The organism is Bradyrhizobium forestalis (genome assembly GCF_002795245.1).
Classification (GTDB): domain Bacteria; phylum Pseudomonadota; class Alphaproteobacteria; order Rhizobiales; family Xanthobacteraceae; genus Bradyrhizobium; species Bradyrhizobium forestalis.
This window is the reverse complement of sequence record NZ_PGVG01000006.1, coordinates 80,383-105,798: the sequence shown is the minus strand read 5'-3', so window position 1 is coordinate 105,798 and position 25,416 is coordinate 80,383. Positions and strand designations below refer to the sequence as shown.

Here is a 25,416-nt window from a genome sequence, read left to right as displayed (position 1 = left end):
CGCATGACGCTACTTCCTGCGAGCACGAAGGCCCGCGCGCGGGAGGCTGCAAAATCGCTCGGCGGAAGCCTGATCGGCGCCGCGACCGTCGCGATGCTGCGCACCACGCGCTATTTCGATCCGGTCAAGACCTCGGACTTTTTCGCGCGCGCCGTAAAGCTGATCGGCCCGCGCCTGCGCGAGCACCGCATCGGCCGCGCCAATCTCACCGCCGCTTTTCCGGAGAAATCGCCGGAGGAGATCGAACAGATCCTGATGGGCGTCTGGGACAATCTCGGCCGCGTCGGCGCCGAGTTTGCCCATATCGACCACGTCTGGGACTACGATCGCGACCATCCGGAGAAGAGCCGGATCGAGATTCCCCCGCGCAGCATCGAGCTGTTCGACCAGATCCGCGACGACGGCAAGCCGGCGCTGATCTTCGCCGCGCATCTGGCCAATTGGGAATTGCCGGCGCTCGCCGCCGTCGCGCATGAACTGGATACCGCGATTCTCTATCGCCGGCCGAACATCGCCTCGGCCGACCGCATCATCCAGGAGATGCGCCAGGTCAACATGGGCACGCTGATCCCGGCGGGCCGCGACGCGCCGCTGCGACTCGCGCAGGCGCTCAAGGACGGCAAGCACGTCGCCATGCTGATCGACCAGTATCTCACTGCCGGCGTCGAGGTGACCTTCTTCGGCCGCAAGACCCGCGCCAACCCGATGCTGGCGCGCCTCTTGCGCCAGATCGAATGCCCGATCCACGGCGTCCGCATCATCCGCCTGCCCGGCAACCGCTTCCGCGGCGAGCTGACAGAAGAGATCAAGCCGGTGCGCGATGCCGACGGCAAGATCGACATCCAGGGCACCACACAGGCGATCACCAGCGTGGTCGAGAGCTGGGTGCGCGAACATCCCGAACAGTGGCTGTGGCTGCATCGAAGGTGGCGGTAGCGGCAAACGCTACTTGCCAAGCGGCCGCATTCGAACTCGGCCGGGCTCGATCAGAGAAATGGCCCGCCCAATCTGCACGAGCTAAGATCAGATCGGCGATCGCTGGACCAATCCGCCCTGGAGCAAGCGGTGGGATGCGCAGGAGCACAACGCCGCATGTGGTCGGGAGCGATGACGCCTTTGCCAACTCCCCAAAATCCTTGTCGAAGGTTAACAAGACACGCCGTTCTTGCGAAGCTTGCGCCAATACTTCGCGGTCGCTGCTGCCAGGTGCCGAAGTCCTGATCCAGATAACGTCGTGACCTGAAGCACGAAGTGCATCTACCGCGGACCCGGGAAAATTCTCGTCTGCCAAGAAGCGCATTTCAAGCTGCGGTCGGATGAACCCGTTCCACGCCCAGCGCGTCGCGGGCATAATCCAAACACGCGAGAATGTCCTCGCGCGAAATGCCCGGATAGTTGGCCAAAATGTCTGCTTCGCTCCAACCGTCCGCCATCAATCCAATGATGAACTCGACAGCTATGCGGGTCCCGCTGATCACGGGCTTGCCAGCAAGGACGTCGGGGGCAAGCGAGATCCGAGGATGCTCTGTCATGGCTCAAGGCCTCGTCTAATCACCTGAGGCAGATGATACTCTAATTCGCCTGGGATAGCGAGTTTGGAACGTACGTGCCCCTCACCTACCCGTCTTCACCTTGGTCCACAGTCGGTTGATGATGCGCTGCGTCGCCGGCTCGCGCGCCGTGATGACGAACAGTTTTGCGAGCGTCGCCTCGTCCGGATAGATGTTCTTGTCGTTCAGGATTTTCGGATCGACCAGCTTCTGGCTGGCGAGGTTGCCGTTGGCGTAGGACAAAAAGTCCGAGTTCTTCGCAGCGACATCCGGACGGTAGAGATAGTTGATCAGCTCGTAGGCTTCCTTGACGTTCTTGGCATCGGCGGGGATCGCGAGATTGTCGAAGAACATCTGTGCGCCCTCCTTCGGAATCGCGTAGCCGATCTCGATGCCGCTGCTATTGTCTTTCTTGGCTTCGGCTGCGCGGGCGCGGGCCTGCATGATGTCGCCGGACCAACCGACCACGAAGCAGATCTCGCCGGTGGCGAGCGCGCTGAGGTATTCGGACGAGTGAAACTTGCGCACGGAGGGGCGGACTTTTGCCACGACATCGGCGGCCTTCTCGAGGTCCGCCTGCTTGGTCGAGTTCGGATCGAGCCCGAGATAATTCAGCGCCGCCGGGAAGATATCGTCGGCGGAGTCGAGCATGTGGACGCCGCAATCCTTGAATTTTGCCAGGTTCTCCGGCTTGAACACGACATCCCAGCTGTCGATCTTGGCATCTAGCCCCAGGATCTGCTTCACCTTGGCGACGTTGTAGCCGATGCCCGTCGTGCCCCACATGTAGTTGGCGGCGTAGACGTTGCCGGGGTCGTAGGTGGCGAGGCGCTGCGTCACCACGGGCCAGGCATGGCCAAGGTTCGGCAGCTTCGACTTGTCGAGCTTCTGGAAGACGTTGGCCTTGATCTGGCGCTGCAGGAAATAGGCTGTGGGCACCACGACGTCGTAGCCGGACTTGCCGGCCATCAGGCGCGTCTCCAGCGTCTCGTTGGCGTCGAAGGTGTCGTAGACCACCTTGATGCCGGTCTCCTTGGTGAAGGCTTCAAGGACGTCCGGCGCCATGTAGTTGGACCAGTTGTAGAAGTTGACGACGCGCTCTTCGGCGCCCGCTCCCTGGGAGAGCAACGTCAGCGCGGCGGCGATTGCGAGACCAAAGCCAAATCCCGAGCGGCCGACGTTCGTCATCTCTCGTCTACCTCTTGCGTCCACGCACGGCGTCCGACAGCCGCTCCAGCGCGGTGTCGAGCGTCTCGTCCTTCTTGGCAAAGCAGAAGCGCACCACTGATGTCACCGGGTCCTGCTCGTAGAACGCCGAGACCGGAATCGCCGCCACCTTGTAGTCCTTCACGATGCGCCAGCAGAACTCGGTGTCGCTCTCGTTCAGCCCGAGCGGCGACAGGTCGACGGTGAGGAAGTAGGTGCCTTGCGACTTCAGCACGGGGAAGCCGAGGCTTTCGAGGCCCTTGGTCAGGCGGTCCCTGCTCCGCGTCAGATCCTTGCGCATCGACAGGAAGTAGTCGTCGGACTTGCCGAGGCCGTAGGCGACGGCAGCCTGCAGGTTCGGCGCGGTGGTGAAGGTCAGGAACTGGTGCACCTTGGCGGCGACGCGCAGGAGCGGCGGCGCGGCGCAGACGAAGCCGATCTTCCACCCGGTGAGCGAGAAGATCTTGCCGGCCGAGCCGACCTTGATGGTGCGCTCGCGCATGCCGGGAATGGTGATCAGCGGAATATGCTTGTGCTCGTCGAAGGTGACGTGCTCCCAGACCTCGTCGCAGATCGCGATGACGTCGAACTCCTGGCAGTAGCGCGCGAGCAGCTCGAGGTCCTCGCGCGGATAGACCACCGCGCTAGGATTCAGAGGATTGTTGAAGAGCACCGCCTTGGTCCTTGAATTGAAGACGCTTTTCAGCATGTCCTCATTCAGCCGCCAGTGCGGCGGCTCGAGGCGGACGAGGCGCGGAATGCCGCCGGCCTGGCGGATGATCGGCAGATAGGAATCATAGACCGGCTGGAAGCAGACCACCTCGTCGCCGGGCTGGACCACCGCGAGGATCGCCGAGGTCAGCGCCTCGGTGCCGCCGGAGGTGACCATCACCTCGCTCATCGGATCGAGCTTGAGGCCGTGCCAGTGGCCGTAATGGGTCGCGATCGCCTGGCGCAGCTCCGGCAGGCCCATCATCGAGGGGTACTGGTTGTAGCCGTTCAGCGAGGCCTCGGCCGCGGCGCGGCGGATGTCCTCTGGGCCCGGATCGTCCGGGAAACCCTGGCCGAGATTGATGGCATTGTTGTCGCGCGCGGCCTGCGACATCGCCTCGAAGATGGTGACGGGAAGGTCGGCGAAGACCTTGTTCAGGGACGAGCTCTTGGACATCGGGCCGATCAGCCGCCGACCTTGCTGGGAAGACCCGCCGCCTTCCAGCCCAGCATGCCGCCGGCCAGATGCTTGTCGTAAGGCAGGCCCGCCGCCTGCGCCGCGAGCGAGGCCGTCACCGAGCGCTTGCCCGAGCGGCAGGCAAACACGACCTCCTTGCCTTGGGGATCGGGGATCGCCTTGGGATCGAAGGTCGAGAGCGGAACCACGACGCCGTAGGGATAGGCTTCGGCCTGAACCTCGTTCGGCTCACGGACGTCGACGAGCAGATAGCGCCCTTCCGCGACACCCTTGGAGACCTCGTCCGGGGTCAGATCCTGTACCTGGTTTGCCACTTCATCCTCCAACGTCGCAAGGCGCGTGCCGGGGCGATCCCGGCCGGCGGCAACCTCGCCTCTCGGGCGGCGAAAATCAAGCGCTACAAAGGCTTGAGCCGCGCGGCGCAAGTTAAAGCTAAATCGCAGCGACTTGAAGAGCGGCTTTCAGAGGCCACGCTCGATGTCATCCCCCGCGAAGGCGGGGGATCCAGTACGCCGCGGCCTCTCGGTTCAATCACTGAAGTCACGGAGTACTGGATCGCCCGGTCAAGCCGGGCGATGACGGCAGTGGAACTAAATCGTCACCTGCGTTCCGACCTCGACCACGCGGCCGCTCGGGATCTGGAAATAGTCGGTGGCATCGTTCGCAGCGCGGCTGAGCGAGATGAACAGCCGGTCCTGCCAGCGCGGCATGCCGGAATGGGCGGCGGGCTTGAGCGCCCTTCGCGACAGGAAGAACGAGGTCGACATGATGTCGAACTGCCAACCCAGCTTGCGGGCGATCGCCAGCGCCTTCGGCACGTTGGGCGATTCCATGAAGCCGAACTTCAGCGTCACCTTGGAGAAGGTCGGTGAGATCTGCTCCAGCCTGACGCGGTCCGCCGGATCGATCCGCGGGGTCTGCGCGGTCTCGATGGTGAGAATGACATTCTTCTCGTGCAGCACTTTGTAGTGTTTCAGACTATGCATCAGCGCCGTCGGCGCGCTGAGGGGATCCGAGGTCAGGAACACGGCGGTGCCCGGCACCCGCTGCGGCGGCCGCTTCTCCAGCATTGCCACGAGGTCGGCGAGCGGGAATTCGAGCTTGCGCGACTTCTCGAACAAGAGGCGGCTGCCGCGCCGCCACGTGTACATCAGGATGATCATGACCGCGCCGAGCGCCAGCGGCACCCAACCGCCCTCGAACACCTTCAGGAGGTTCGCGGTCAGGAAGGTCAAATCGAGGAACAGGAACGGCGCAATCAGTGCGCCGGCGGCGAGCGACGACCACCGCCAGCCCTTCCAGACCACGACGAAGCCCATCATCGCCGTCACCACCATGGTGCCGGTGACGGAGATGCCGTAGGCGGAAGCGAGCGCGCTGGAGGAGCGGAACAGCAGCACCAGCAGCACCACCGCGACCAGCAGCAGCTGGTTGATGCGCGGAATGAAGATCTGCCCGGAATGGGCTTCCGACGTATGGCGAATTTCAAAGCGCGGCAGCAGCCCGAGCTGGATCGCCTGGCGCGTCAGCGAATAGGCACCGGTGATGACGGCCTGGCTCGCGATGACCGTGGCGGCCGTGGCCAGCACGACCATGCTGCCACGGAAAAAGCCTTGCGGGAAGAGCTGGAAGAACGGGCTCACGATCGCGCCGGGGTCGCTGAGGACGAGCGCCCCCTGCCCCAGATAGTTCAGCGCCAGCGATGGCAGCACGATAGAGAGCCAGGCGGTCTGGATCGGCCGCTTGCCGAAATGGCCGAGGTCGGCATAGAGCGCCTCGGCGCCAGTCACGGCCAGGAACACCGCACCGAGCGTGACGAAGCCGATGATGCCATGGTGCAGCATGAAGTTCACGGCGTAGAGCGGGTTCAGCGCGAGCAGCACCTGCGGCTGCTGGATGATCGGATGGATGGCCGCCACCGCGAGGACCGCAAACCAGATACACATGATCGGGCCGAAGAAGGCGGCAACGCGCGCCGTGCCGCGGGACTGCACGGCGAACAGGCAGACCAGGATCACGACAGTCAGCGGAACGACGTAAGGCTCGAACGTCAGGGTGACGTCCTTCATGCCTTCGATCGCCGACAGCACCGAGAGCGCCGGTGTGATCACGGCATCGCCGTAGAACAGGGCTCCGGAAATGATGCCGAGCAGGACGATGGTCGCCCCCCCGGCGCCGGTGCCGACCGCCCGCTGGGCCAGCGCCATCAGCGCCAGCGTGCCGCCCTCGCCGTTGTTGTCGGCGCGGAGCAGGATCACGACGTATTTGAGCGTCACCACGACGACGAGCGCCCAGAGGATCAGCGAGAGCACGCCGAGCACGGCGGCCGGCGTCGGCACCCCCTCCGCGCCGGAGGCCGCCATCACCGCCTCGCGGAACGCGTAGAGCGGGCTGGTGCCGATATCGCCATAGACGACACCGATGCTGCCGAGCGTCAGCGCGCCGAAACCGGCCGTGGTATGGGCCTCGCCATGCCCGTTGGCCGCCGCCGTCTCCGGGGCGGGAACTGCTACGTCACTGGTCATGGAAGAGCCCTATGGCCTCTACAATGCTTCACGGCACAACGGCGGAAGAGCGCGCGGCTTATAGTCCTGCGCTGCCGACATAGCCTAGCCCGAATCCGGGCCCTAGCCATGCTAATTTTGCATGGATTCACCGGTTGCGCTCAAATAGTGACTTGGGTTCCGACTTCAACCACCCGCCCCGTGGGAATCTGGAAATAGTCGGTGGCATCATTGGCCGACCGGCTCAATGCGATGAACAGATGATCCTGCCAGAGCGGCATACCCGACTGCGCAGAGGCCTTCAACGACCTTCGCGACACGAAGAACGACGTCGACATGATGTCGAACTGCCAGCCCTGCTTGCGCGCGATCGCGAGCGCCTTGGGCACGTTCGGCTGCTCCATGAAGCCGAAGCGCAAGCGAACCTTCGAGAACTTGTCGCTGATCTTTTCCATCCTGAACCGCTCCGAAATATCAACCCGCGGCGTGTGTGCGGTCTCGATGGTCAGGATGACGTTGTGCTCATGCAGCACCTTGTTGTGCTTGAGATTGTGCAAGAGCGCGGTCGGCACGAAAGCGGGATCGCTGGTCAGGAACACGGCGGTGCCCTTGACGATGTGCGGCGGCCGCTTCTCCAGGCTCCGGATCAGATCGTCCAGCGGCACCTCGATCCGTCGCGTCTTCTGGATCAGGATTCCGGAGCCCTTGCGCCAGGTCCAGATCGTCCCCGCCATGGCGGCGCCGAACAGCAGCGGCACCCAGGCGCCTTCGAGCAGCTTGAGCAGATTGGCGCTGAAGAAGCTCAAATCGACAACGACGAACGGCATGATCACGGCCGCGGCCGCCGCCGCACGCCAGTTCCACAACTTCCAGATCACGACGAAGCCCATGATGCCGTCGGCGACCATGGTGGTTGAGACCGCAATGCCATAGGCCGAGGCCAGATTGCTGGGGGTGTGGAACAGCAGCACGAGCAGCATCACACCGATCAGCAGCAGGCGGTTGACGCGCGGCAGATAGATCTGGCCGGCATGGGATTCGGAGGTGTAACGCACCTCGAAACGCGGCAAGAGGCCGAGCTGCACGGCCTGATAGACCAGAGAATAGGCGCCGGTGATCACCGCCTGGCTCGCGATCACGGTTGCGGCCGTCGCAAGCCCGACCAGCGGCAGCACCAGCTTCTCGGGCACCATGCGATAGAAGGAATGCTCGATCGCGCTGGGATCGGACAGCACCAGCGCACCCTGCCCGAAATAGTTGATCAGGAGCGCGGGCAGCACGAAGAACATCCAGGCCGACTGGATCGGCTTACGGCCGAAATGGCCGAGATCGGCATAAAGCGCCTCGCCCCCCGTCACCGCCAGGAACACGGCGCCGAGTGTCACGAGGCCGATCGTGCCGTGCGACAGCACGAACTGCACCGCATAATAGGGATTGATGGCCGCCAGCACGGAGGGATCGTCGGCGATGTGGACGGCTCCCATCACGGCGATGACGGTGAACCAGACCACCATCACCGGCCCGAAGGCCGAGGCGACGAGGGCAGTCCCCTTGCTCTGGACCGCGAACAGCACCACCAGGATGAGGACGGTGAGCGGCACGACGTAGTGCTCGAGCGCGGGAGTTGCGAGCTTCAGGCCTTCGACCGCCGAGAGCACCGAGATCGCCGGCGTGATCATGGAATCGCCGATGAACATGGAGGCGCCGACCACGCCGAGCGCGAGCAGGAGCCAGCTCCGGCGCCCGAGCGCGCGCTGGCCGAGCGCCATCAGCGATAGCGTGCCACCCTCCCCATTATTGTCGGCGCGCAGCAGCAGCAAGACGTATTTGGCGGTGACGACGATCAGCAGCGCCCACAGGATCAGCGAGAGCACGCCGAGCACGATGACCCGTGAGACCGGCTCGCCATGCGCCGCGCCCCTGACCGCCTCATGGAATGCGTAGAGCGGTGAGGTGCCGATATCGCCGAAGACGACTCCGATGCTCCCGAGCGTAAGGGCCCAAAAGCCTGATGTGACCGGTTGCCCATCCTGGGTCTCGGCCTGTGTGATGCTCGCCGTCATGAGGGTGGAAAACGCTTCGTCCCTGAATTTGATCCGGCGCCTTTTGACGCTTCCGGCGCACCTGTCAATCGGCCCCCACCATAACAGGCACCGGGACAGACGCTGTGACGCCGCAGCCACGCTCGTCGCCTGCGCGACGACATGCCTCAGGTAAGATGGTAGCACAAGGGGCTTACGGCTTCAGATTCGGCGGCAGCGGCGGATCTTCGCGCATCAACGTGATGGTCACCCGCCGGTTCGCCGCGAGCGAGGGATCGTCGGGAAACAGCGGCTGGGTATCCGCCTTGCCGGAGACGGCGAAGATGTGCGATGGCGGCAGGCCCTCGCGTTCGAGGATCTGGCGTACCGCATTGGCGCGGTCGGCCGACAGATCGAAGGCGCCGTAGTCGCTGCGGGTCGGCACGAATCCGGCCGCGGTGTGGCCGGCGATGGAAACGCGAAGCGGCGTCGCCTTGAGCGGGACCGCAAGCTTCTCGACCAGACGGCGGGTGCGGTCATAGGGCACCTTGGAGCCGTCGGCGAACATCGAGCGGCCGTCCTGGTCGACGATCTCGAGGTTGAGGCCCTGCTTGGTCTCCTCGAACATGATGTGCTTGGACATCTCGGTCAGTTCCGGCATGTCCTGCAACGCCTGGCGCAGCGAGGCCGCGGCCAGCGCGAAATTGCGGTCGACCTTGACCTTGGCCCCCGACGTGCGGTCGCGGTCCTCCTGATCCGGCGTCGGCGTATTCGAGGCATCTTCAGGCTGAATGTGATCGACGTTCTTCAGCCGCGGACGGGTCGGCAGACCGTCCGACTCGACGATGCCGGCGTAGCGCGCTTCGCTCTGCACGCCGAAGGCATCGCGCATGGATCCTGCGACGATCTTCAGCTTGTTGGCATCCTGCGTCGAGAACGCGACGAGCATCACGAAGAAGCTCATCATCAGGCCCATGAGGTCGGCGAAGGTCACGAACCAGCCGTGACCGCCACCATGCGCATCGCCGCGTTTCTTCTTCGCCATGACCCAAATCCTGGTGCGCGATCAGGCCGGCACCGGTTCACCCTCGGCGTTGCGATGCTTCTCCGGCAGATAGGCCAGCAGCATTTCGCGCACCAAGGTCGGGCTCTTGGAGTCGCGGATCATCAGGATGCCGTCGATGATCAGGGTGCGGTTGGTCTCTTCATCCAGCAGCTTGCCGTGCAGCTTGTCGGCGATCGGCAGACAGAACAGGTTCGCAACCAGCGCGCCGTAGAGGGTGGCGAGCAGCGCGGTCGCCATGAACGGGCCGAGCTTGGAGGGATCGGTCATGTTGGCGAACATCTGCACCATGCCGATCAGGGTGCCGATCATGCCGAAAGCCGGGGCGCAGTCGCCGATGGCGCGGTAGATCTTGCTGCCCTCGTCGAGGTGCATCAGGAAGTTGTCGCGGTCGCGCTCGAGATTGTCGCGGATGAAGTCGAGGTCGTAGCCGTCGGCGACGTAGCGGATGCCCTTGGCGAGGAACGGCTCGTCGGTCTCAACCTTTTCGAGACCCACCGGGCCCTGCTTGCGGGCGATCTCGGCGATGCGGGCAAGCTCGTCGACGAGGTCGTGCGCCGACAGCCGGCTCATGGTGAAGGCGAACTTGGCGCCGAGCGGAAGGCCGTGCAGGAGTGCCGAGAGGGGAAAGCGGATCATGGTGGCGGAGATCGAGCCGCCGAAGATGATGATCATCGCATGTTCGGAGATGAACATGTGCAGGTCGCCGCCCATGAGGATCATCGCGGTGATGACGATGATGCCCGCCGTGAGCCCAACGCCCGTCATGATATCCATGGGAGACTCCAACGCGAACGCAACAACGGCCGTCCTGGCCGCTGGCGCGGCCCAACCCCGAACCGCATCGGAAACCCTAGAGCGCCGCCCTTAAAGCCGCGTAAAGGTTAAGTCTGGACGGTGTGCCGCCCGCCGCTGCGCCTGCTGCGATTGTCGCCCAGCGATGGGAATTTCAACACTTCGCTAACCATAAGCAGGCGCGCCACGACGTCACATCGGCTGCGGCCCTCCGCCACATCGTGGCCTGGGATCAGTTGATGTCTGCTAGCGTTGAGACATGGTCGATCGCGGAGCCATCGCGATGTTGACACTGTTCAGTCTTCTCACCGCGCTGCCCGCGGCGCTGGCGTTCCACCTGCTCGAGCCGGAGCTCGTCCTGCCGGCGTTCAGCGTGCTGCTCTTTGTCGAAGCCGCCTTCGCGGTGATCGCAGCGCGCTTGATTCACCTCCCGGACGATGCGGAGGACATCACGCTATGGGACCTTGCCGGCGGCTTCACCCTGATCGGATGCGCCGCCGCAGTGTTCGGTGAGCCGGATCAGGCGGCCCTGTTTCTGGAGGAGCAAGGCGACCTACGGCCGGCGTCGCGGCCATAGGTCGTTCAATCACGCGCTTAGTGGATTTCCGCCGAGCGCTTCAGCGCGGCCTTCAGCTTCTCCAGCGAGAAATCGGGGCTGCGGGCGATCTCCAGGATCGGCGTCTCGCGGCGGCCGCAGAGTTCGGCTGCCTCCGGCAGCTTTGCGGCGACGTCGAGCGGGATCACGATGGCGCCGTGCTGGTCGGCATGGATCAGATCATCGGACCTCACGGTCATGCCGGCGACGCGCACTTCGCCACCAAAGCTCTCCGCATGCACCCAGGCATGCGACGGGCCGATCGAGCCGGCCAGCGCCTGGAAGCTAGGTGCCCATTGCGGGATGTCGCGGATCGAGCCGTCGGTGATGACGCCGAGGCAGCCGAGGGCCTTGTGCACGTTGCTCTGCACCTCGCCCCAGAACGCGCCATAGCCGACGTCGGGCCCGTCGATGTCCTGGATCACCGAGATGCGCGGGCCATGGCCGGTGCCGACATATTCGTAATAGTCGATGCGGCGCCTGGATTGTTCTTCGGCCGGGAGCGATGATTTCAGCACCGAGCGGATCGTGACCGTGCGGGCATAGCCGACGATCGGCGGCAGGTCGGGGAACGGGCAGACCAGTTGCTTGGTGGTGTAGCCGATCAGCCGCCGCTCGGGCGCCACGATCTCCATGGCATTGCAGATCGTCGGGGTGTCGTAGCGGCCCAGCGCCTCGAGGACGGAAGCGGGCAGCGGCCCGGTCGCGGTATCAGTCACGGCGTTCTCTCCCAGATTGGCGGTCGCTGTTGGCGCGATGCCGCCGGCACAGGGCGATATAGCCGAGATCAGGCCTCAACCCAACTCAGAGGGCCTCATGGCAGATATCCGCGTGTGTCCGCTCAGTGCAGCCGGCCGGGTCGGTCGTCGTCGTGCGGCGGTTCCGACAAATTCGCCAGCGTCGGCGCTGAGGGCGGCGACGGGACCTCGCCTCCTGACGGCGCAGTGGTTTCCATCGCGCGCGCCTGGTCGCGATAGGATTTGTAGCCGAGCGGCAAAGCGAGAAGATACAGCACCGTGCCGATCGACAGCACGTGCCAGGGATAGGCGATCAGGAGCGCGATGAAGACGATCACTGCAACGAAGGCCGGCAGCACCAGCTCGGGCGGAACGCGCATGCGCTTGGTCTTGCCGGAGAACACCGGCAGGCGCGACACCATCAGGAAGGCGATCAGCAGCGTATAGGCCGCCGTCACCACAGCGGGCAGCCGGCCGAGATCGAGGAACGCGACATAGATCGGCAGCAGCACCGTGATCGCGCCGGCGGGCGCCGGCACGCCGGTGAAGAAATTGGCGGCGAAGGCCGGCTTGTTGGGATCGTCCATCGTGGCGTTGAAGCGCGCAAGACGGAGGCCGCCGGAGATCGCGAACACCATGGCGGCGATCCAGCCGGCATTGCCGAGCTCGTGCAACTGCCAGAAATACAGCATCAGGCCGGGCGCCACCCCGAAATTGACGAAGTCGGCGAGGCTGTCGAGCTCGGCGCCGAACTTGGACTGGCCCTTGATCATGCGCGCGATGCGGCCGTCGATGCCGTCGAGCGCGGCTGCGAACACGATGGCGTAGACGGCGAGCGACATCCGCCCCTCGATCGACAGGCGGATCGAGGTCAGGCCGGCACAGATCGCCAGCAGCGTGATGACGTTGGGGACAAGCATCCGCACCGGGATCGGTCGGAACCGCCGGCGGCGCGTATCGGGATATTTGAAGTCAAAGGGCGTCATTGCTCACCTCAAGGCGAGATATAGCAAGCCGCGCCCCCCTCCGCCATTGCGACGGAGGCTCCACAAGCACCGACTATTGGTTAATTGGCGCGGTAGACGCGGCTCGGGTCGTCGCCGGCAAGGTCGGCCAGGATCGTCTCTCCGGCGATCGCGGTCTGCCCTTCCGAGACCAGCGCCTTGGTGCCCACGGGCAAATAGACGTCGAGGCGCGAGCCGAAGCGGATCAGGCCGAAGCGCTCGCCGGCACCGATCGCCTGCCCCTCCTTGACGAAGCAGACGATGCGCTTGGCGACGAGACCGGCGATCTGGACCACGCCGATCCGCGCCGTCGGCGTCGTGATCACTAGCGAGTTGCGCTCATTGTCCTCGCTCGCCTTGTCGAGCTCGGCGTTGATGAAGAGACCCGGGCGGTAGGCGATGCGATCCACCCTGCCCGCCACGGGAGCGCGGTTCACGTGGCAGTTGAACACGCTCATGAACACCGAGATGCGCGGCAACGGCCGGTCGCCGAGGCCGAGCTCGGCCGGCGGCAGCGCCATGGTGATCATCGAGACGCGGCCGTCGGCCGGCGACACCACCAGCCCCTCGCGCACCGGCGTTACCCTGACGGGGTCGCGGAAGAACAGCGCGCACCACACGGTCAGAATCGTGCCGATCCACCCCAAAGGCGACCACAGCCAGAACAGGATCAGGCTTGCCAGCGCAAAGCCGCCGATGAAGGGATAGCCCTCCTTGTGGATCGGCGGGATCTGACGCTGGATCGAATCGAGAATGGACATCGCTATCTGCCGCTTGGGGTTAATGGCGCGGGTCGTCGCGCGGGCTTGTTTAGGCCAGAGTTGGGACCGGAGACAAGGTCACTCCACTGCCGCGGGCGTCGTCAGGATGTCATCGACCGGCGGCGGCTCCCGGTTGGGCGCGGCGCTGGTGTCGGCCATCCTGGCCAGCTTCTCGCGCGCCGCCTCGGCCTCGCGCTGCCTGTTCCACATGCTGGCATAGAGGCCGCCCTGCGCGAGCAGCTTTGCGTGGGTGCCGCGCTCGGCGATGCGGCCCTGGTCCAGCACGATGATCTCGTCGGCGCCGACGATGGTCGAAAGCCGGTGCGCGATCACCAGCGAGGTGCGGTTCTTCGCCACGCGGTCGAGCGCGCCCTGGATCTCGTGCTCGGTATGGGTGTCGAGCGCCGAGGTCGCCTCGTCCAGCGCCAGGATCGGCGGTGCCTTCAGCACGGTACGCGCAATGGCGACGCGCTGCTTCTCGCCGCCCGACAGCTTCAGGCCGCGCTCGCCGACCTGGGTCTCGTAGCCTTTCGGCGCCATGCGGATGAAATGATCGATCTGCGCCAGCCGCGCCGCCTCCTCGACTTCGGCATCGCTGGCGTCCCAGCGGCCGTAGCGGATGTTGTAACGGATGGTGTCGTTGAACAGCACGGTATCCTGCGGCACCATGCCGATCGATGCACGCAGACTGGCCTGCGTGACGTCGCGGATGTCCTGGCCGTCGATCAGGATCTTGCCGCCGGAGACGTCATATAGGCGGAACAGGAGCCGGGAGATGGTCGACTTGCCTGCGCCCGACGGGCCGACGATGGCAACGGTCTTGCCGGCCGGCACCTCGAAGCTGATGCCCTTGAGGATCGGGCGCGTCGGCTCATAGGCAAAGCGCACGTCCTCGAAGCGCACCGTGCCGGCGGAGATGACCAGCGGCTTCGCGTCAGGCGCATCCTTGATCTCGGCCTCGCGGCCCAGCACATTGAACATCTTCTCGATGTCGATGATCGCCTGCTTGATCTCGCGATACACCATGCCCATGAAATTCAGGGGCTGGTAGAGCTGGATCATCATGGCGTTGACCAGCACGAAATCGCCGACGGTGTTGGTGCCGTTGCGCACGCCGATCGCGCACATCACCATGGTTGCAGTCAGTCCCATCGTGAAAATCACGGCCTGGCCGGTATTGAGCACCGCGAGCGAGGTGTATGTGCGGATGCTCGCCTCCTCGTAACGCTCCACAGATCTGTCGTAGCGCTGCGCCTCGCGCGCCTCGGCACTGAAATATTTGACGGTCTCGTAGTTGAGCAGCGAGTCGATCGCCTTGGTGTTCGCCTCGGTATCGGAATCGTTCATCTTGCGGCGGATGCCGATCCGCCACTCGGTCGCGATGTAGGTGTAGTACATGTAGAGCGTGACCGTGATCAGGGTGGCGACCACGTAACGCCAGTCGAATTGCCAGAGCAGCACCGCCAGCAGCAGAGAGACCTCGACGATGGTCGGGATCAGCTGCAGGATCACCATGCGCACGATCACCTCGATGCCCTCGCGGCCGCGCTCGAGCACGCGCGTCAGGCCGCCGGTCTTGCGCTCCAGGTGGAAGCGTAGCGACAGCTCGTGCATGTGGATGAAGGTGATGGTGGCGAGCTTGCGCACCGCATGCATGGCGACGCGGGCGAAGATGCCGTCGCGCCATTGCGTCAGCACCGCCATCAGGATGCGCATCGCGCCGTAGCTTGCGGTGAGCAGCAGCGGCGAGGCGATCACCCAGAGATGCCAGTTGTCGGCTGCGACAGGCGCGGTGTTGGCGCCGGTCAGCGCATCCGTCGCCCATTTGAAGCTGAACGGCACCGCGAGCGTGATCAGCTTGGCGGCGAGCAGCAGCACCAGCGACCAGACCACCCGCATCTTCAAATCGAAGCGATCGCCCGGCCAGATATAGGGCCACAGATGCGCGAGCGTGCCCATCAGCGTGGCCCCGGCCTGCGGTCCTCCGGCGGGAGGCTCAGGAACGTCGGCGCCGTCGAACGATTGAGGTTGGTCCATCAAGAAGCCTGAAAGCCCGCCGGATGCGGGCGCAACTGCGATTAACGATTTTCGTCCGTCATATAGAGCCTTCCCGATGCGCGCGCACCCCGCCAGATGGCGAATCTTTGATTGTTCATCGTCATTTACCGGTAGATTTCCGGGAGTATCGAATCACCGATTGGGCTTGACGCCTCTTCGCTGCAATGCATCATGGCACCAATGAGCACGATCAAAACCGTCTGTGTCTATTGCGGCTCCGGCCCAGGAACAAATCCCCGCTTCACCGAAGGCGCCAAGGCGTTCGGCAAGGCGCTCGCCGAAAACAACATCCGCTTGGTCTATGGCGGCGGCTCGCTCGGCCTGATGGGCGCGGTCGCGACCTCCGTGCTCGACCATGGCGGCACCGTCACCGGCATCATCCCCGACTTCCTGCGGCTGCGCGAGAACGCGCTGACGCGCGTGCAGGAGATGATCGTCACCCCTGATATGCATGAGCGCAAGCGCCTGATGTTCGAACGCTCCGACGCCTTCGTGGCGCTGCCGGGTGGCGTCGGCACGCTGGAGGAGCTGGTCGAGCAGATGACCTGGAAGCAGCTCGGCCGTCACGCCAAGCCGGTGCTGCTTGCCAACATCGACAATTTCTGGGAGCCGCTGTTCTCGCTGCTGTCGCACATGCGCCAGACCGAGTTCATCCGCGCCGGCCTTTCGATCGACATCCTCAAGGCCGATCGCGTCGAGGAGATCCTGCCGAAGCTGAAAGCGGCCGCGGCACAGGTGGCCGAATCGGAAAAGGAGCTCGCCCCGGAAATGGCGCGCAAGCTGTAACGTCCTACTCTGCCGGAAACGTCACCGCTTCGATGCGGTTGCCGTCGGGATCGAGGACGAAGGCCGCGTAGTAGCGCACGCGGTCGTGCGGGCGGATGCCGGGCGCACCGTCGGAGGCGCCGCCAGCGGACAGCGCCGCCGCGTGAAATGCATCGACCTCGACCGTGGTTTTCGCCCGCAGGCAGATGTGCACGCCGCTCTCGGGGGCTACGGGCGGCATGCCCTCGCGCAAGTTGATCCAGAACTCCGGATAGGCCTTGCCGAAGCCGACCGTCCGCGGCCGCGTCACGAGGCGCGTGAGGCCGAGAGCGGCAAGCGTTGCCTCGTAGAATTTTGCGGCGCGATCGAGATCGCTGACGCCGACGGAGATGTGGTCGATCATGTCCCGCCCTTTCCTCACCCTCCGCTGTCATCGCCCGGCTTGACCGGGCGATCCAGTACTCCGAGACGCCAGAGAGCGACCGAGAAGCCGCGGCGTACTGGATACCCCGCTTTCGCGGGGTATGACAGTCGTCGTGGGGCTTACGCCGGCGCGCCCGACTTCACGAGCTTGTAGATCACCGAATCCATCAGCGCCTGGAACGAGGCATCGATGATGTTCGGGGAGACGCCGACCGTGGTCCAGCGGTCGCCGTTCTCATCCTCGCTCTCGATCAGCACGCGCGTGACCGCGCCGGTGCCGCCGTTGAGGATACGGACGCGATAGTCGATCAGCGTCAAGCCGTCGATGTATTTCTGGTACTTGCCGAGATCCTTGCGCAGGGCAACGTCGAGCGCGTTGACGGGGCCGTTGCCCTCGGCCGCCGAGATCAGGTGCTCGCCGGCGACGTCGACCTTGACCACCGCGAGCGCCACGGTGACCCGCTCGCCGAGCGCGTTGTAGCGCTGCTCGACATTGACATCGAACTGCTCGACCTCGAAATAATGCGGCACCTTGCCGAGCGTGCGGCGCGCCAGGAGCTCGAACGAAGCATTGGCGGACTCATAGGCATAGCCGAGCGCCTCGCGCTCCTTCAATTCCTCGACGAGGCGCGTCAGCTTGGGATCGCTCTTGTCGTAAGCGATGCCGGCGCGGTCGAGCTCGGCGATGACGTTGGAGCGGCCGGCCTGATCGGATACCAGCACCTTGCGGTGATTGCCGACCAGCTCCGGCAGCACGTGCTCGTAGGTCTGCGGATCCTTCAACACGGCGGAGGCATGGATGCCGGTCTTGGTGACGAAGGCGCTCTCGCCGACATAGGCCGCATGCCGGTTCGGCACGCGGTTGAGCATGTCGTCGAGCGTGCGCGACACCTTGACGAGCGTCGCCAGCTTCTCCGCCGTGACGCCGATCTCGAAGGCGTCGGCAAAACCCTTCTTCAGCTTCAGCGTCGGGATCAGCGAGCAGAGATTGGCGTTGCCGCAGCGTTCGCCAAGGCCGTTCAGCGTGCCCTGGATCTGCCGCGCGCCGGCGCGCACCGCGGCGAGCGAATTCGCGACCGCCTGCTCGGTATCGTTATGGGCGTGGATGCCGACATGATCGCCGGGAATATGCTTCGTCACCTCGGTGACGATGGCCTCGACCTCATCAGGCATGGTGCCGCCATTGGTGTCGCACAGCACCACCCAGCGCGCGCCGGCCTCATAGGCCGCCTTGGCGCAGGCGAGCGCGAAAGCGGCATCTTCCTTGTAGCCGTCGAAGAAGTGCTCGCAGTCGAGCATGACCTCGCGGCCGGCGGCCTTCGCGGCTGCGACGCTGTCACGGATCGAGGCGAGGTTCTCCTCCTTCGTGGTCTCCAGCGCGACCCGCACCTGATAGGCCGACGATTTTGCCACGAAGCAGATCGCATCCGCCTTCGCCTCCAGGAGCCCGGCAACACCGGGATCGTTGGAGACCGAGCGCCCTGCCCGGCGCGTCATGCCGAAGGCGGTAAAGCGCGCATGATTGAGCTTCGGCTTGGTCGCAAAGAACTCGCTGTCGAGCGGATTGGCGCCGGGATAGCCGCCCTCGACATAGTCGATGCCGAGGTCATCGAGCATCGCCGCGATGATTTGCTTGTCGGCCAGCGTGAAATCGACGCCGTTGGTCTGGGCCCCGTCGCGCAGCGTGGTGTCGAACAGATAAAGACGCTGCTTGCTCATGGCGCAGCTCCGAGCGTCTTCTTCATGGTGGTGTTGGCGAGCCATTCGTCGTTCATGGTGACGCTGTTGCGCTGCTGGGCGGTGTAGCCGCGCTTGGCGAAGAAGCCCTGCGCGTTGTCGCTGGCATCGACCGACAAGCTCGTCGCGCCGCGGCCGCCGGCGAGCTTTTCCAGCGCGTCCACCAGCATGGTCGCGATGCCCTGCCCGGCCACCGCCGGATGCACATAGAGCATTCGGATGTGATCGTTGCCGCGCAGCGAGGCGAAGCCGACGGGCGAACCCTCCAGCGTCGCGATCAGAGTCAGGTCGGCGGCGAGCCGCTTGCCGAACTCCTCGTCCTCGGCCGCCGCCATCCAGGCTTCCTGCTGCGCCTCGCTGTAATCGTCGCCGGTCAGCTGCTCGATGCTGGCGGTGAAGATCGCGGCGAGCACCGGCACGTCATCGGGCAGGAACGGCCTAAGTGCGGGCTTTGGCAAAGTCTGTCCCATCGTCCTCACCACATCCCATAGAGTTTGAGCACGATCGCCACCGCGGCGCCGAGCAGCAGGATTTTCAGCGCGATGTAATAGAGCCAGTGCCGCGGGAACGGCGTGTCGGGCCGCTTCATCGCGAAAACTCCCAGGTCGTGCCTTCCTTGGAGTCCTTGATCGCGATGCCCATCGTCGCGAGCAGATCACGGATGCGGTCGGATTCCCTGAAATCCTTGCGGCTACGGGCGGCCGTCCGCTCTGCGATCAGACGCTCGACTTCCTTGGCATCGACGCCGCTCGCCTGCTGCTTGCGCCCTTCCCACTGCGCCGCGCTTTCCGACAGGAAGCCGAGCAGCCGCAACGATCCAGCAAGGGTATTGACGTCGCTACCGCGCAAGCCATGCAGCGCCGCGATCGTCAGCGGCGTGTTGAGGTCGTCGAGCAGCGGCTCGACCACGGACGTGGCCGGCCTGCCCGGTTCGACGTCGGCCGCGACGCGATACCAGTCGTCGAGCGTCTTGGCGCTCTCCTCCAGCGACTTCATGGTCCAGTCGATCGGCGAGCGATAATGCGTCTTCAACATGTTCAGACGCAGCACCTCGCCCGGCCAATCCGCGAGCAGCTCATGGATGGTGATGAAGTTGCCGAGCGACTTCGACATCTTCTCACTCTCGACCTGCAGGAAGCCGTTGTGCATCCAATAGTTCGCCATCCGCTGCTGGTGAAAGGCGCAGCAGCTCTGCGCGACCTCGTTCTCGTGATGCGGAAACACGAGATCGATGCCGCCGCCATGGATGTCGAAATGCTCGCCGAGATGCTTCCAGGCCATCGCCGAGCACTCGATGTGCCAGCCCGGACGCCCCTCCGCCTTGATGCCGGCCGGTGACGGCCATGACGGCTCGCCCGGCTTGGACGGCTTCCACAGCACGAAATCGGTATTGCCCTTCTTGTAGGGCGCGACATCGACGCGGGCCCCGGCGACCAACTCGTCCAGCGAGCGATTGGACAGTGCGCCATAGCGCGGCAGTCCGTCATTGGCCGCGTTCATCGCCTGCGGCGAGAACAGCACGTGGTCCTCGGCGGCGTAGGCAAAGCCGCCCTTGATCAGCCGCTCGATGATCTCGCGCATTTCGGCGATATGCTCGGTCGCCCGCGGCTCGACGCTGGGCCGAAGCGCGCCCAGCGCATCGACATCGGCGTGAAACTGCCTGCCCGTCTGCTCGGTGACCTTGCGAATAGCCTCGTTCAGCGGCAGGCCCGGAAAATCGCGCGCGGCGCGGTCGTTGATCTTGTCGTCGACGTCGGTGATGTTGCGGACATATTTGACATGCGTCTCGCCATAGAGATGGCGCAGCAGCCGAAACAGCACGTCGAACACGATCACCGGCCGCGCATTGCCGATATGGGCGAAGTCGTAGACGGTCGGTCCGCAGACATACATGCGGACGTTGTTCGCATCGAGCGGCACGAAGGCGCGCTTTTCCCGGCTCAGCGTATCGTAAAGACGCAATTCCATGACAACCCATCCCTCTCGGCCGGGCGTCCAAGGCTCTCAATGTGGTTGAGAAAAGACGGCTCCAGCCAGCGAATCGCTAGCTCGTAATCTCGCGGCAAATGGCGCAAATGGCGAGGAGACCGTTCATAAGGCGACATATGGGCTATGAGGCGGCCCCACGTCAAGAGAGCCGCGAAAACGCCGCTTTATCTCCGCAAAGCGCGCCGCCCGCCCTGATGGTTCATGATCCCCTAACCATTTGAGGCCATTCTGGAACCTGCGGTTCCCCAATTTATTGCCTCGGTATTTTCATGCGATCCCTGCTCGCGCTCATTTTTAGCGCCTCGATCCTTGCAGCACCCAGCGCTTGCGCCGAGACCCGCGTCTTCATCATCGCCAACCAGGCGGATGGCGGCGTCGGCCAGTGCCTGGCCAGGGGCGACAAATGCGGCGCGTCTGCCGCGCGCACCTATTGCCAGTCACGAGATTTTGCCCAGGCATCAAGCTATCGCCGGGTCGATCCCGACGAAATTACCGGCTCCGTCCCCAAATCCGGCGCAAACTGCTCCCATGGCCGTTGCGACGAATATGTCGCAATCACCTGCCAGCGCTGAATTCGCTCGGAGCTGGCGGACCTTAGGCCCAATCTTTGGCCCCTGAAACGACGTGACGATGCCGCAGGAAGCGGCTATTGGAGGGCGCGCTTCGGCCCCCAGATCGCATTGGAAAGTCACTTGGGGCCGTGACCTCGCTAGAATGGCGGATATGCCTGAATTTTTGTCGCTCTCCCGTGCCCGCTTCCTCCTTGCCTGCACCGTGCTCCTGAGCACTGTCGTGCTCGCCAATGGCGCTTTCGCGCAGGCTGGCCCGCCTGGCCCGCCGCCTCAGCCCGGCCAGAACGGGCTCGGACCGAACCCGATGTGCGTGCGCCTGGAAGGCCAGCTCGCCGCGCTCGATCGCGGCGGCGGCGGCGACCCGGCGCGCGAAGAGCAGATCCGCCGCTATCAGGATTCCCAGGCCAGGCAGCAGGCCGAGCTGGACCGCGTCACCATGCAGGCCAAGCGCATGGGCTGCGATTCCTCCGGCTTCTTCTCGCTGTTCAACGGCCAGTCGGCGCAGTGCGGCCCGGTCAACACCCAGATCCAGCAGATGCGCGCCAATCTGGACCAGATCACCGGCAACCTCGAACGGCTGCGCGGCGGCGGCCCCGGCGGCTTCAGCCCGGAGCGCGACAACCAGCGCCGCTCGGTGCTGATGGCGCTGGCGCAGAACAATTGCGGCCCGCAATATGCCAACGCCGCGCAGTCACAAGGCGGCGGCAACTTCCTGAGCAACCTGTTCGGCGGCAACAACAACCCGAACAATCCGCAAGCCGTGCCGCCCTCCGACCTCGGCCCGCAATCCGGCACCTTCCGCACCGTGTGCGTGCGCACCTGCGACGGTGCCTATTTCCCGATCTCCTTTGCGACCGTGCCGGCGCGCTTCCCCGACGACGAAAAGACCTGCAAGGCGCTGTGCCCCGCAGCCGAAGCCGTGCTCTACACCCATCGCAATCCCGGCGAGGACATGAACTCGGCGGTCTCGATCGGCGGCCAGCCCTACACCGCGCTGCCGACCGCGTTCAAATTCCGCAGCGAGTTCAACCCGTCCTGCTCCTGCAAGGCGGCGGGCCAGACCTGGGCGGACGCGTTGAAATCGGCCGACGACAAGGCCGCGGCCGAGCAGCAGGGCGACATCATCGTCACCGAGGAGAGCGCCAGGAAGATGCAGCAGCAGCGGCTCAACAAGGGCACGCCTGCCAATGCCAAGAAGGGCGCGGCCGGCGCGGCGCCGACCACGGCGACGGCACCGGCTGCAACGCCGCCGGCGGACACCACCACGGCTGCGCCGAGTTCTGAGAACAAGCCGATCCGTTCGGTCGGCCCGACGTTCCTGCCGCAGCAGCAGAAGTAGCCTCTCCCGCGCGGTAGCGGCGTCACCAAGCGTAGCGCACGGTGCCCTTGCCGGCGTAGCTTTGGGCGAGATCGGAGAACTCGCCCTCGAAGGTCGCAGAGGCAGACCATCCGCTTCGCCACCGCACCTCCGCCGAGGCGGTGGTGAGTGCGGCGTCATGTGCCTGCGCGGCACCGTTGACCACGAAGCTCGCGCCGGGCAGCGTCTGGAATGTCGCCGCGATATTGCGATCGGGGTTGAAATCGTGCGCCCAGGCGGCGCGGCCGCGCAAGGTGAGAACCGCATCGGTCAGCGCCCAGGAGCTGTCGGCGCGCAGGCCGAGTTCGGAGCGGCTCGCGGTGACGCTCTTCGCGGCGTAGCTCAGGGCAAAATTGTTGGCGCCGGTGATCGCGCTCTCCGCATAGGCCGGCAGATCGAAGGTGGTGAACTGGCCCGCGGCATAGGGCGTGATGCCGACGCCGGACGTCCAGGGCGCGACGAAACGGTAGCCGCCCTCGAGCCGCCCCGAATACGCATTGGCATTGAAGCGTGCCTGGAGATGATCGGTGCCGGCAATGGTGACGATCCGGTCGGTGGTGACGTCCTGCCAGCCATAGGCCAGCGCGCCGGTGACATAGGCCGGGCCGATCGTGTGCCGCACGAAGGCGCCGATCTGGAACAGATCGGAACGGCCGGTGCCGCCATTGGCAACGCTGAAGCTGGTGCCGCCCCCGGCAAGTGCAAAGCCGGCAACGGTGTAGGGCGAGAACCAATAGTCCGCGCCAGCAGTAGCGCCGGCGATCCGGCTGGTCGTGGCGTTGGAGCCGAGTGCCGTGTTGCCGTCGGTGGTTTGCGTGCCGCCGAAGGCTGCGGCCCACACGGTCCAGCGCCGATCATAAACCTGCCCCTGCGGCGCCTTGCGATAGATCGCGGCGTAGGCCTCGCGCTCGGCCTTCGGGCGCTTGCGGCCCGTCGCGGCATAGGCGTAAGCATCGCCGTCTTCTGCCGCATAGCCGACCGCGCCGCCGGACGAACCGTCGGCGCCATTGCGTCCGGTTACGAACGGATCGGTGAGCACGCCGAGAAACAGGCCCATCGCATTGAACGTGGTTTGTTGCGATCCGGTCGCGGTCTCACCCGAGGCCTGGGTCAACGCGTTGAGCAGCGGATCGCCGGTCAGCGCGAACAGCGCGTTGAAGCCGGCCGGCGTGGAAGCGCCCCCGGCCAGCCCATTGTCGATCCCCGCGGCAACATTGCGCTGGTTGACGTTACCGATGCCGGACACCGCCGGCGCCAGCAGACCAGGATCGAGTGTCAGCAGCACATCATTGCCCACCTGGCTCAGCCGCGCGTTGCGGGCAAAGCTGTTGGCAACTTCCGCAGCGGAGAAGGCGCCGCTCACCGCACCTGCGCTCACGATCGTATAGGTCGTGGTGGCCGAGACCCGCGCCAGCGGATCCACCACCACCTTGCCGGCAAGATTGGCCGCGCCAGTGACGATGGTCTTGTCGGCGCTGGCGCCGGACACCTGCACCAGATAGGTCGAGGCCGCGGTCATCGTCAGGCTGGCGACCGTCAGCGTGCCGATCGAATTGCCGGGAGCCAGCGTGCCGCCATTGATGAGCGTGGTGCCGACGATGCCGTTGCCGCCGAGCGTGCCGCCCGCGTTCACGGTGAGGCTCGAGGCCGCGGACAGATCGCCGTTGACGGCGAGCGTGCCGCCGTCGACGTTGACCGTGCCGGCAAAGGTGCTGGTGCCGGTCAGCGTCCATACCGAGCTGCCGATCTTGTTGAAGGTGCCGAAGCCCTGATACTGCGCGGCGGCACCGAGTTGCGAGACGTCGAAGCTCGCCGCAGCGCTGCCGCCAAGCTGGAACGTGTCGCTGCCGCCGCCGAGCACGTTGCCGGTGATGGCCGAGCCGGCCAGCAGTGTCAGCGTGTTGCCGACGCCCGAGAACTGGATCGCCGCCGTGCCGCCGGTGATGGCGCCGGCGTTGGTCACTGACGAGCCGCCGGCGACCGCGCGAATTCCGGCGAGGAAGCCGCTGATGAGCCCGCCGGCGTTGTTGACAACGGTCGTGCTGGTGCCCGCGGCGATGCCGAATTGAGTGGTGCCCCTGATGCTGCCGGAGTTGGTCACGTCGGCATCAGCCAGTGCAACGATTCCAATCGCCGAGCCGGTGACGGAGGCGCCGGCGTTGTTGATCACCGTTGCGCTCGCGCCGGCACTAATTCCAAAGATCGACGTGCCGACAATGCTGCCGGAATTGGTGATGTTGACGCTGGCCGCGGTTTGAATCCCGTACTGTCCGCCTGTGATGCTGCCGCCGGCGTTGTTGATCACCGTCGCCGTGGCACCGATGTCAGCGTAGATGCCAGCGTTAAACGTACCCGTGATGCTGCCGGAGTTGGTGACGTTGACTACACCGCTGTTGGCGAAAATCCCGGTACCATCACCCGTGATGCCGGCACCGACATTGTTGGTCACCGTCGCACCGTTGCCGGCGTAGATGGCGACGCCCCCACCTTTGATGCTGCCGGAATTGGTGACGTTGGCAAAGCCGGCGTTGGCGACAACTCCGTAACCACCGCCGGTAATGCTTGCACCGGCATTGTTGGTCACCGTCACATTGATGGCCCCGAGAATGCCGTAGACCCCCGAGCCTGTGATGCTGCCGGAATTCGTGACGCTGGCATCGCCGAGCGCGGCGTTAATTCCTGCATTCACGCCGGAAATGGTGGCGCCCGTTTCGTTGATGAACGTGCCGTCAGCAACATTGATGCCAGCGACGCCGGAGACCGTCGCTCCGGTGAGAACGGTGACCGTGACCCCGGTTTCAGTCCCGGAGCCGTAGCCCGGGGACACGCCGCTGCAGGTTGCGATCACATTATCGGCCGCCGCCGGGGTACACGCAGCATGGGCCGCAGGACTGAATGCGACCAGCGCGAGCACACTCGCCGACGCCGACCAGGCCACACGCCGAGACACTCTCCACCCGAGATCAAAACGCACGCGCGCCCCCGCCTGCTCCGCGGCGCCCGGCCTGATTCGCAATTCGCCGGTATTGCGCCGTCGTCAATTCTCTGCGCGTCACGGTCGCCCGCGCAACGCCAAGTTTCGGGGCGATG

At 64.9% G+C, this 25,416-nt stretch carries 23 protein-coding genes; 5 read left to right on the top strand and 18 right to left on the bottom strand.

What is annotated here, in order from left to right:
* Positions 1-3: 3 nt before the first annotated feature.
* Complete coding sequence (locus CVM73_RS09605; protein ID WP_100231764.1) at positions 4-936, top strand: lipid A biosynthesis lauroyl acyltransferase; 933 nt, start codon at positions 4-6, stop codon at positions 934-936.
* Here CVM73_RS09605 and CVM73_RS41725 read toward each other — a convergent pair.
* The 9 genes from CVM73_RS41725 to CVM73_RS09560 all read right to left on the bottom strand — a co-directional run bounded on the left by CVM73_RS41725 (position 863) and on the right by CVM73_RS09560 (position 10,310).
* A complete protein-coding gene (locus CVM73_RS41725; RefSeq protein WP_430641294.1) occupies positions 863-1,300 on the bottom strand; it encodes a DUF5615 family PIN-like protein in 438 nt (145 codons plus the stop codon). The genes CVM73_RS09605 and CVM73_RS41725 overlap by 74 nt on opposite strands.
* A gap of 1 nt (position 1,301) precedes the next feature.
* The gene (locus CVM73_RS09595) at positions 1,302-1,532 is read right to left on the bottom strand and encodes a DUF433 domain-containing protein (RefSeq protein ID WP_100231763.1); all 231 of its coding nucleotides are present in this window, start codon (positions 1,530-1,532) and stop codon (positions 1,302-1,304) included.
* An 81-nt stretch (positions 1,533-1,613) separates the two neighbouring features.
* Complete coding sequence (locus CVM73_RS09590; protein WP_100231762.1) at positions 1,614-2,738, bottom strand: polyamine ABC transporter substrate-binding protein; 1,125 nt, start codon at positions 2,736-2,738, stop codon at positions 1,614-1,616.
* A gap of 7 nt (positions 2,739-2,745) precedes the next feature.
* Complete coding sequence (locus tag CVM73_RS09585) at positions 2,746-3,924, bottom strand: aminotransferase (RefSeq protein ID WP_100231761.1); 1,179 nt, start codon at positions 3,922-3,924, stop codon at positions 2,746-2,748.
* A gap of 8 nt (positions 3,925-3,932) precedes the next feature.
* Positions 3,933-4,259 (bottom strand): rhodanese-like domain-containing protein, encoded by a 327-nt coding sequence (locus tag CVM73_RS09580; RefSeq protein WP_027571677.1) that lies wholly within the window; start codon positions 4,257-4,259, stop codon positions 3,933-3,935.
* A gap of 276 nt (positions 4,260-4,535) precedes the next feature.
* On the bottom strand, positions 4,536-6,470 hold the full coding sequence (locus CVM73_RS09575) for a potassium transporter Kup (protein WP_100231760.1): 1,935 nt from the start codon (positions 6,468-6,470) through the stop codon (positions 4,536-4,538).
* Between the two features lie 140 nt (positions 6,471-6,610).
* Entirely contained in the window at positions 6,611-8,512 is a 1,902-nt protein-coding gene (locus CVM73_RS09570) for a potassium transporter Kup (RefSeq protein WP_167406743.1), read from the bottom strand.
* Positions 8,513-8,684: 172 nt separating this feature from the next.
* Positions 8,685-9,515 (bottom strand): OmpA/MotB family protein, encoded by an 831-nt coding sequence (locus tag CVM73_RS09565; protein WP_100231759.1) that lies wholly within the window; start codon positions 9,513-9,515, stop codon positions 8,685-8,687.
* A gap of 21 nt (positions 9,516-9,536) precedes the next feature.
* Complete coding sequence (locus tag CVM73_RS09560) at positions 9,537-10,310, bottom strand: motility protein A (protein ID WP_027571673.1); 774 nt, start codon at positions 10,308-10,310, stop codon at positions 9,537-9,539.
* A 301-nt stretch (positions 10,311-10,611) separates the two neighbouring features.
* On the opposite strand from CVM73_RS09560, the gene CVM73_RS09555 reads away from it, so the two are divergent.
* Complete coding sequence (locus CVM73_RS09555; protein WP_100231921.1) at positions 10,612-10,905, top strand: hypothetical protein; 294 nt, start codon at positions 10,612-10,614, stop codon at positions 10,903-10,905.
* 17 nt (positions 10,906-10,922) lie between these two features.
* Here the strand turns inward: CVM73_RS09555 and CVM73_RS09550 are convergent, their stop codons facing one another.
* The 4 genes from CVM73_RS09550 to CVM73_RS09535 all read right to left on the bottom strand — a co-directional run bounded on the left by CVM73_RS09550 (position 10,923) and on the right by CVM73_RS09535 (position 15,462).
* Entirely contained in the window at positions 10,923-11,642 is a 720-nt protein-coding gene (locus CVM73_RS09550; protein WP_100231758.1) for an RraA family protein, read from the bottom strand.
* A 122-nt stretch (positions 11,643-11,764) separates the two neighbouring features.
* Entirely contained in the window at positions 11,765-12,646 is an 882-nt protein-coding gene (locus CVM73_RS09545) for a CDP-alcohol phosphatidyltransferase family protein (RefSeq protein ID WP_100231757.1), read from the bottom strand.
* Between the two features lie 80 nt (positions 12,647-12,726).
* On the bottom strand, positions 12,727-13,449 hold the full coding sequence (locus CVM73_RS09540; protein ID WP_283809903.1) for a phosphatidylserine decarboxylase: 723 nt from the start codon (positions 13,447-13,449) through the stop codon (positions 12,727-12,729).
* A 54-nt stretch (positions 13,450-13,503) separates the two neighbouring features.
* Positions 13,504-15,462 carry an ABCB family ABC transporter ATP-binding protein/permease gene (locus tag CVM73_RS09535; RefSeq protein WP_100231755.1) on the bottom strand — a complete coding sequence of 653 codons (1,959 nt, stop codon included), beginning with the start codon at positions 15,460-15,462 and terminating at the stop codon, positions 13,504-13,506.
* A 201-nt stretch (positions 15,463-15,663) separates the two neighbouring features.
* Between CVM73_RS09535 and CVM73_RS09530 the strand changes: the two genes are divergently transcribed.
* On the top strand, positions 15,664-16,269 hold the full coding sequence (locus CVM73_RS09530; RefSeq protein WP_167406742.1) for an LOG family protein: 606 nt from the start codon (positions 15,664-15,666) through the stop codon (positions 16,267-16,269).
* A gap of 4 nt (positions 16,270-16,273) precedes the next feature.
* On the opposite strand, the gene CVM73_RS09525 is transcribed toward CVM73_RS09530, so the two are convergent.
* The 4 genes from CVM73_RS09525 to cysS form a co-directional block, all read right to left on the bottom strand.
* Complete coding sequence (locus CVM73_RS09525) at positions 16,274-16,651, bottom strand: VOC family protein (RefSeq protein ID WP_100231753.1); 378 nt, start codon at positions 16,649-16,651, stop codon at positions 16,274-16,276.
* Positions 16,652-16,791: 140 nt separating this feature from the next.
* The gene (cimA, locus tag CVM73_RS09520; protein WP_100231752.1) at positions 16,792-18,390 is read right to left on the bottom strand and encodes a citramalate synthase; all 1,599 of its coding nucleotides are present in this window, start codon (positions 18,388-18,390) and stop codon (positions 16,792-16,794) included.
* A complete protein-coding gene (locus CVM73_RS09515) occupies positions 18,387-18,878 on the bottom strand; it encodes a GNAT family N-acetyltransferase (protein ID WP_167406741.1) in 492 nt (163 codons plus the stop codon). Before CVM73_RS09515 ends, cimA begins: the two co-directional genes overlap by 4 nt.
* Before the next feature lie 115 nt (positions 18,879-18,993).
* Positions 18,994-20,376 carry a cysteine--tRNA ligase gene (gene cysS / locus CVM73_RS09510; RefSeq protein ID WP_100231750.1) on the bottom strand — a complete coding sequence of 461 codons (1,383 nt, stop codon included), beginning with the start codon at positions 20,374-20,376 and terminating at the stop codon, positions 18,994-18,996.
* A 290-nt stretch (positions 20,377-20,666) separates the two neighbouring features.
* Between cysS and CVM73_RS09505 the strand changes: the two genes are divergently transcribed.
* Together CVM73_RS09505 and CVM73_RS09500 are read left to right on the top strand one after the other, a co-directional pair.
* Positions 20,667-20,969 (top strand): hypothetical protein, encoded by a 303-nt coding sequence (locus CVM73_RS09505; protein ID WP_100231749.1) that lies wholly within the window; start codon positions 20,667-20,669, stop codon positions 20,967-20,969.
* A 142-nt stretch (positions 20,970-21,111) separates the two neighbouring features.
* Positions 21,112-22,308 carry a DUF2865 domain-containing protein gene (locus CVM73_RS09500; RefSeq protein WP_100231748.1) on the top strand — a complete coding sequence of 399 codons (1,197 nt, stop codon included), beginning with the start codon at positions 21,112-21,114 and terminating at the stop codon, positions 22,306-22,308.
* A 22-nt stretch (positions 22,309-22,330) separates the two neighbouring features.
* Here CVM73_RS09500 and CVM73_RS09495 read toward each other — a convergent pair whose 3' ends face one another.
* Complete coding sequence (locus CVM73_RS09495) at positions 22,331-25,276, bottom strand: autotransporter outer membrane beta-barrel domain-containing protein (RefSeq protein ID WP_245452270.1); 2,946 nt, start codon at positions 25,274-25,276, stop codon at positions 22,331-22,333.
* Between the last annotated feature and the right edge of the window lie 140 nt (positions 25,277-25,416).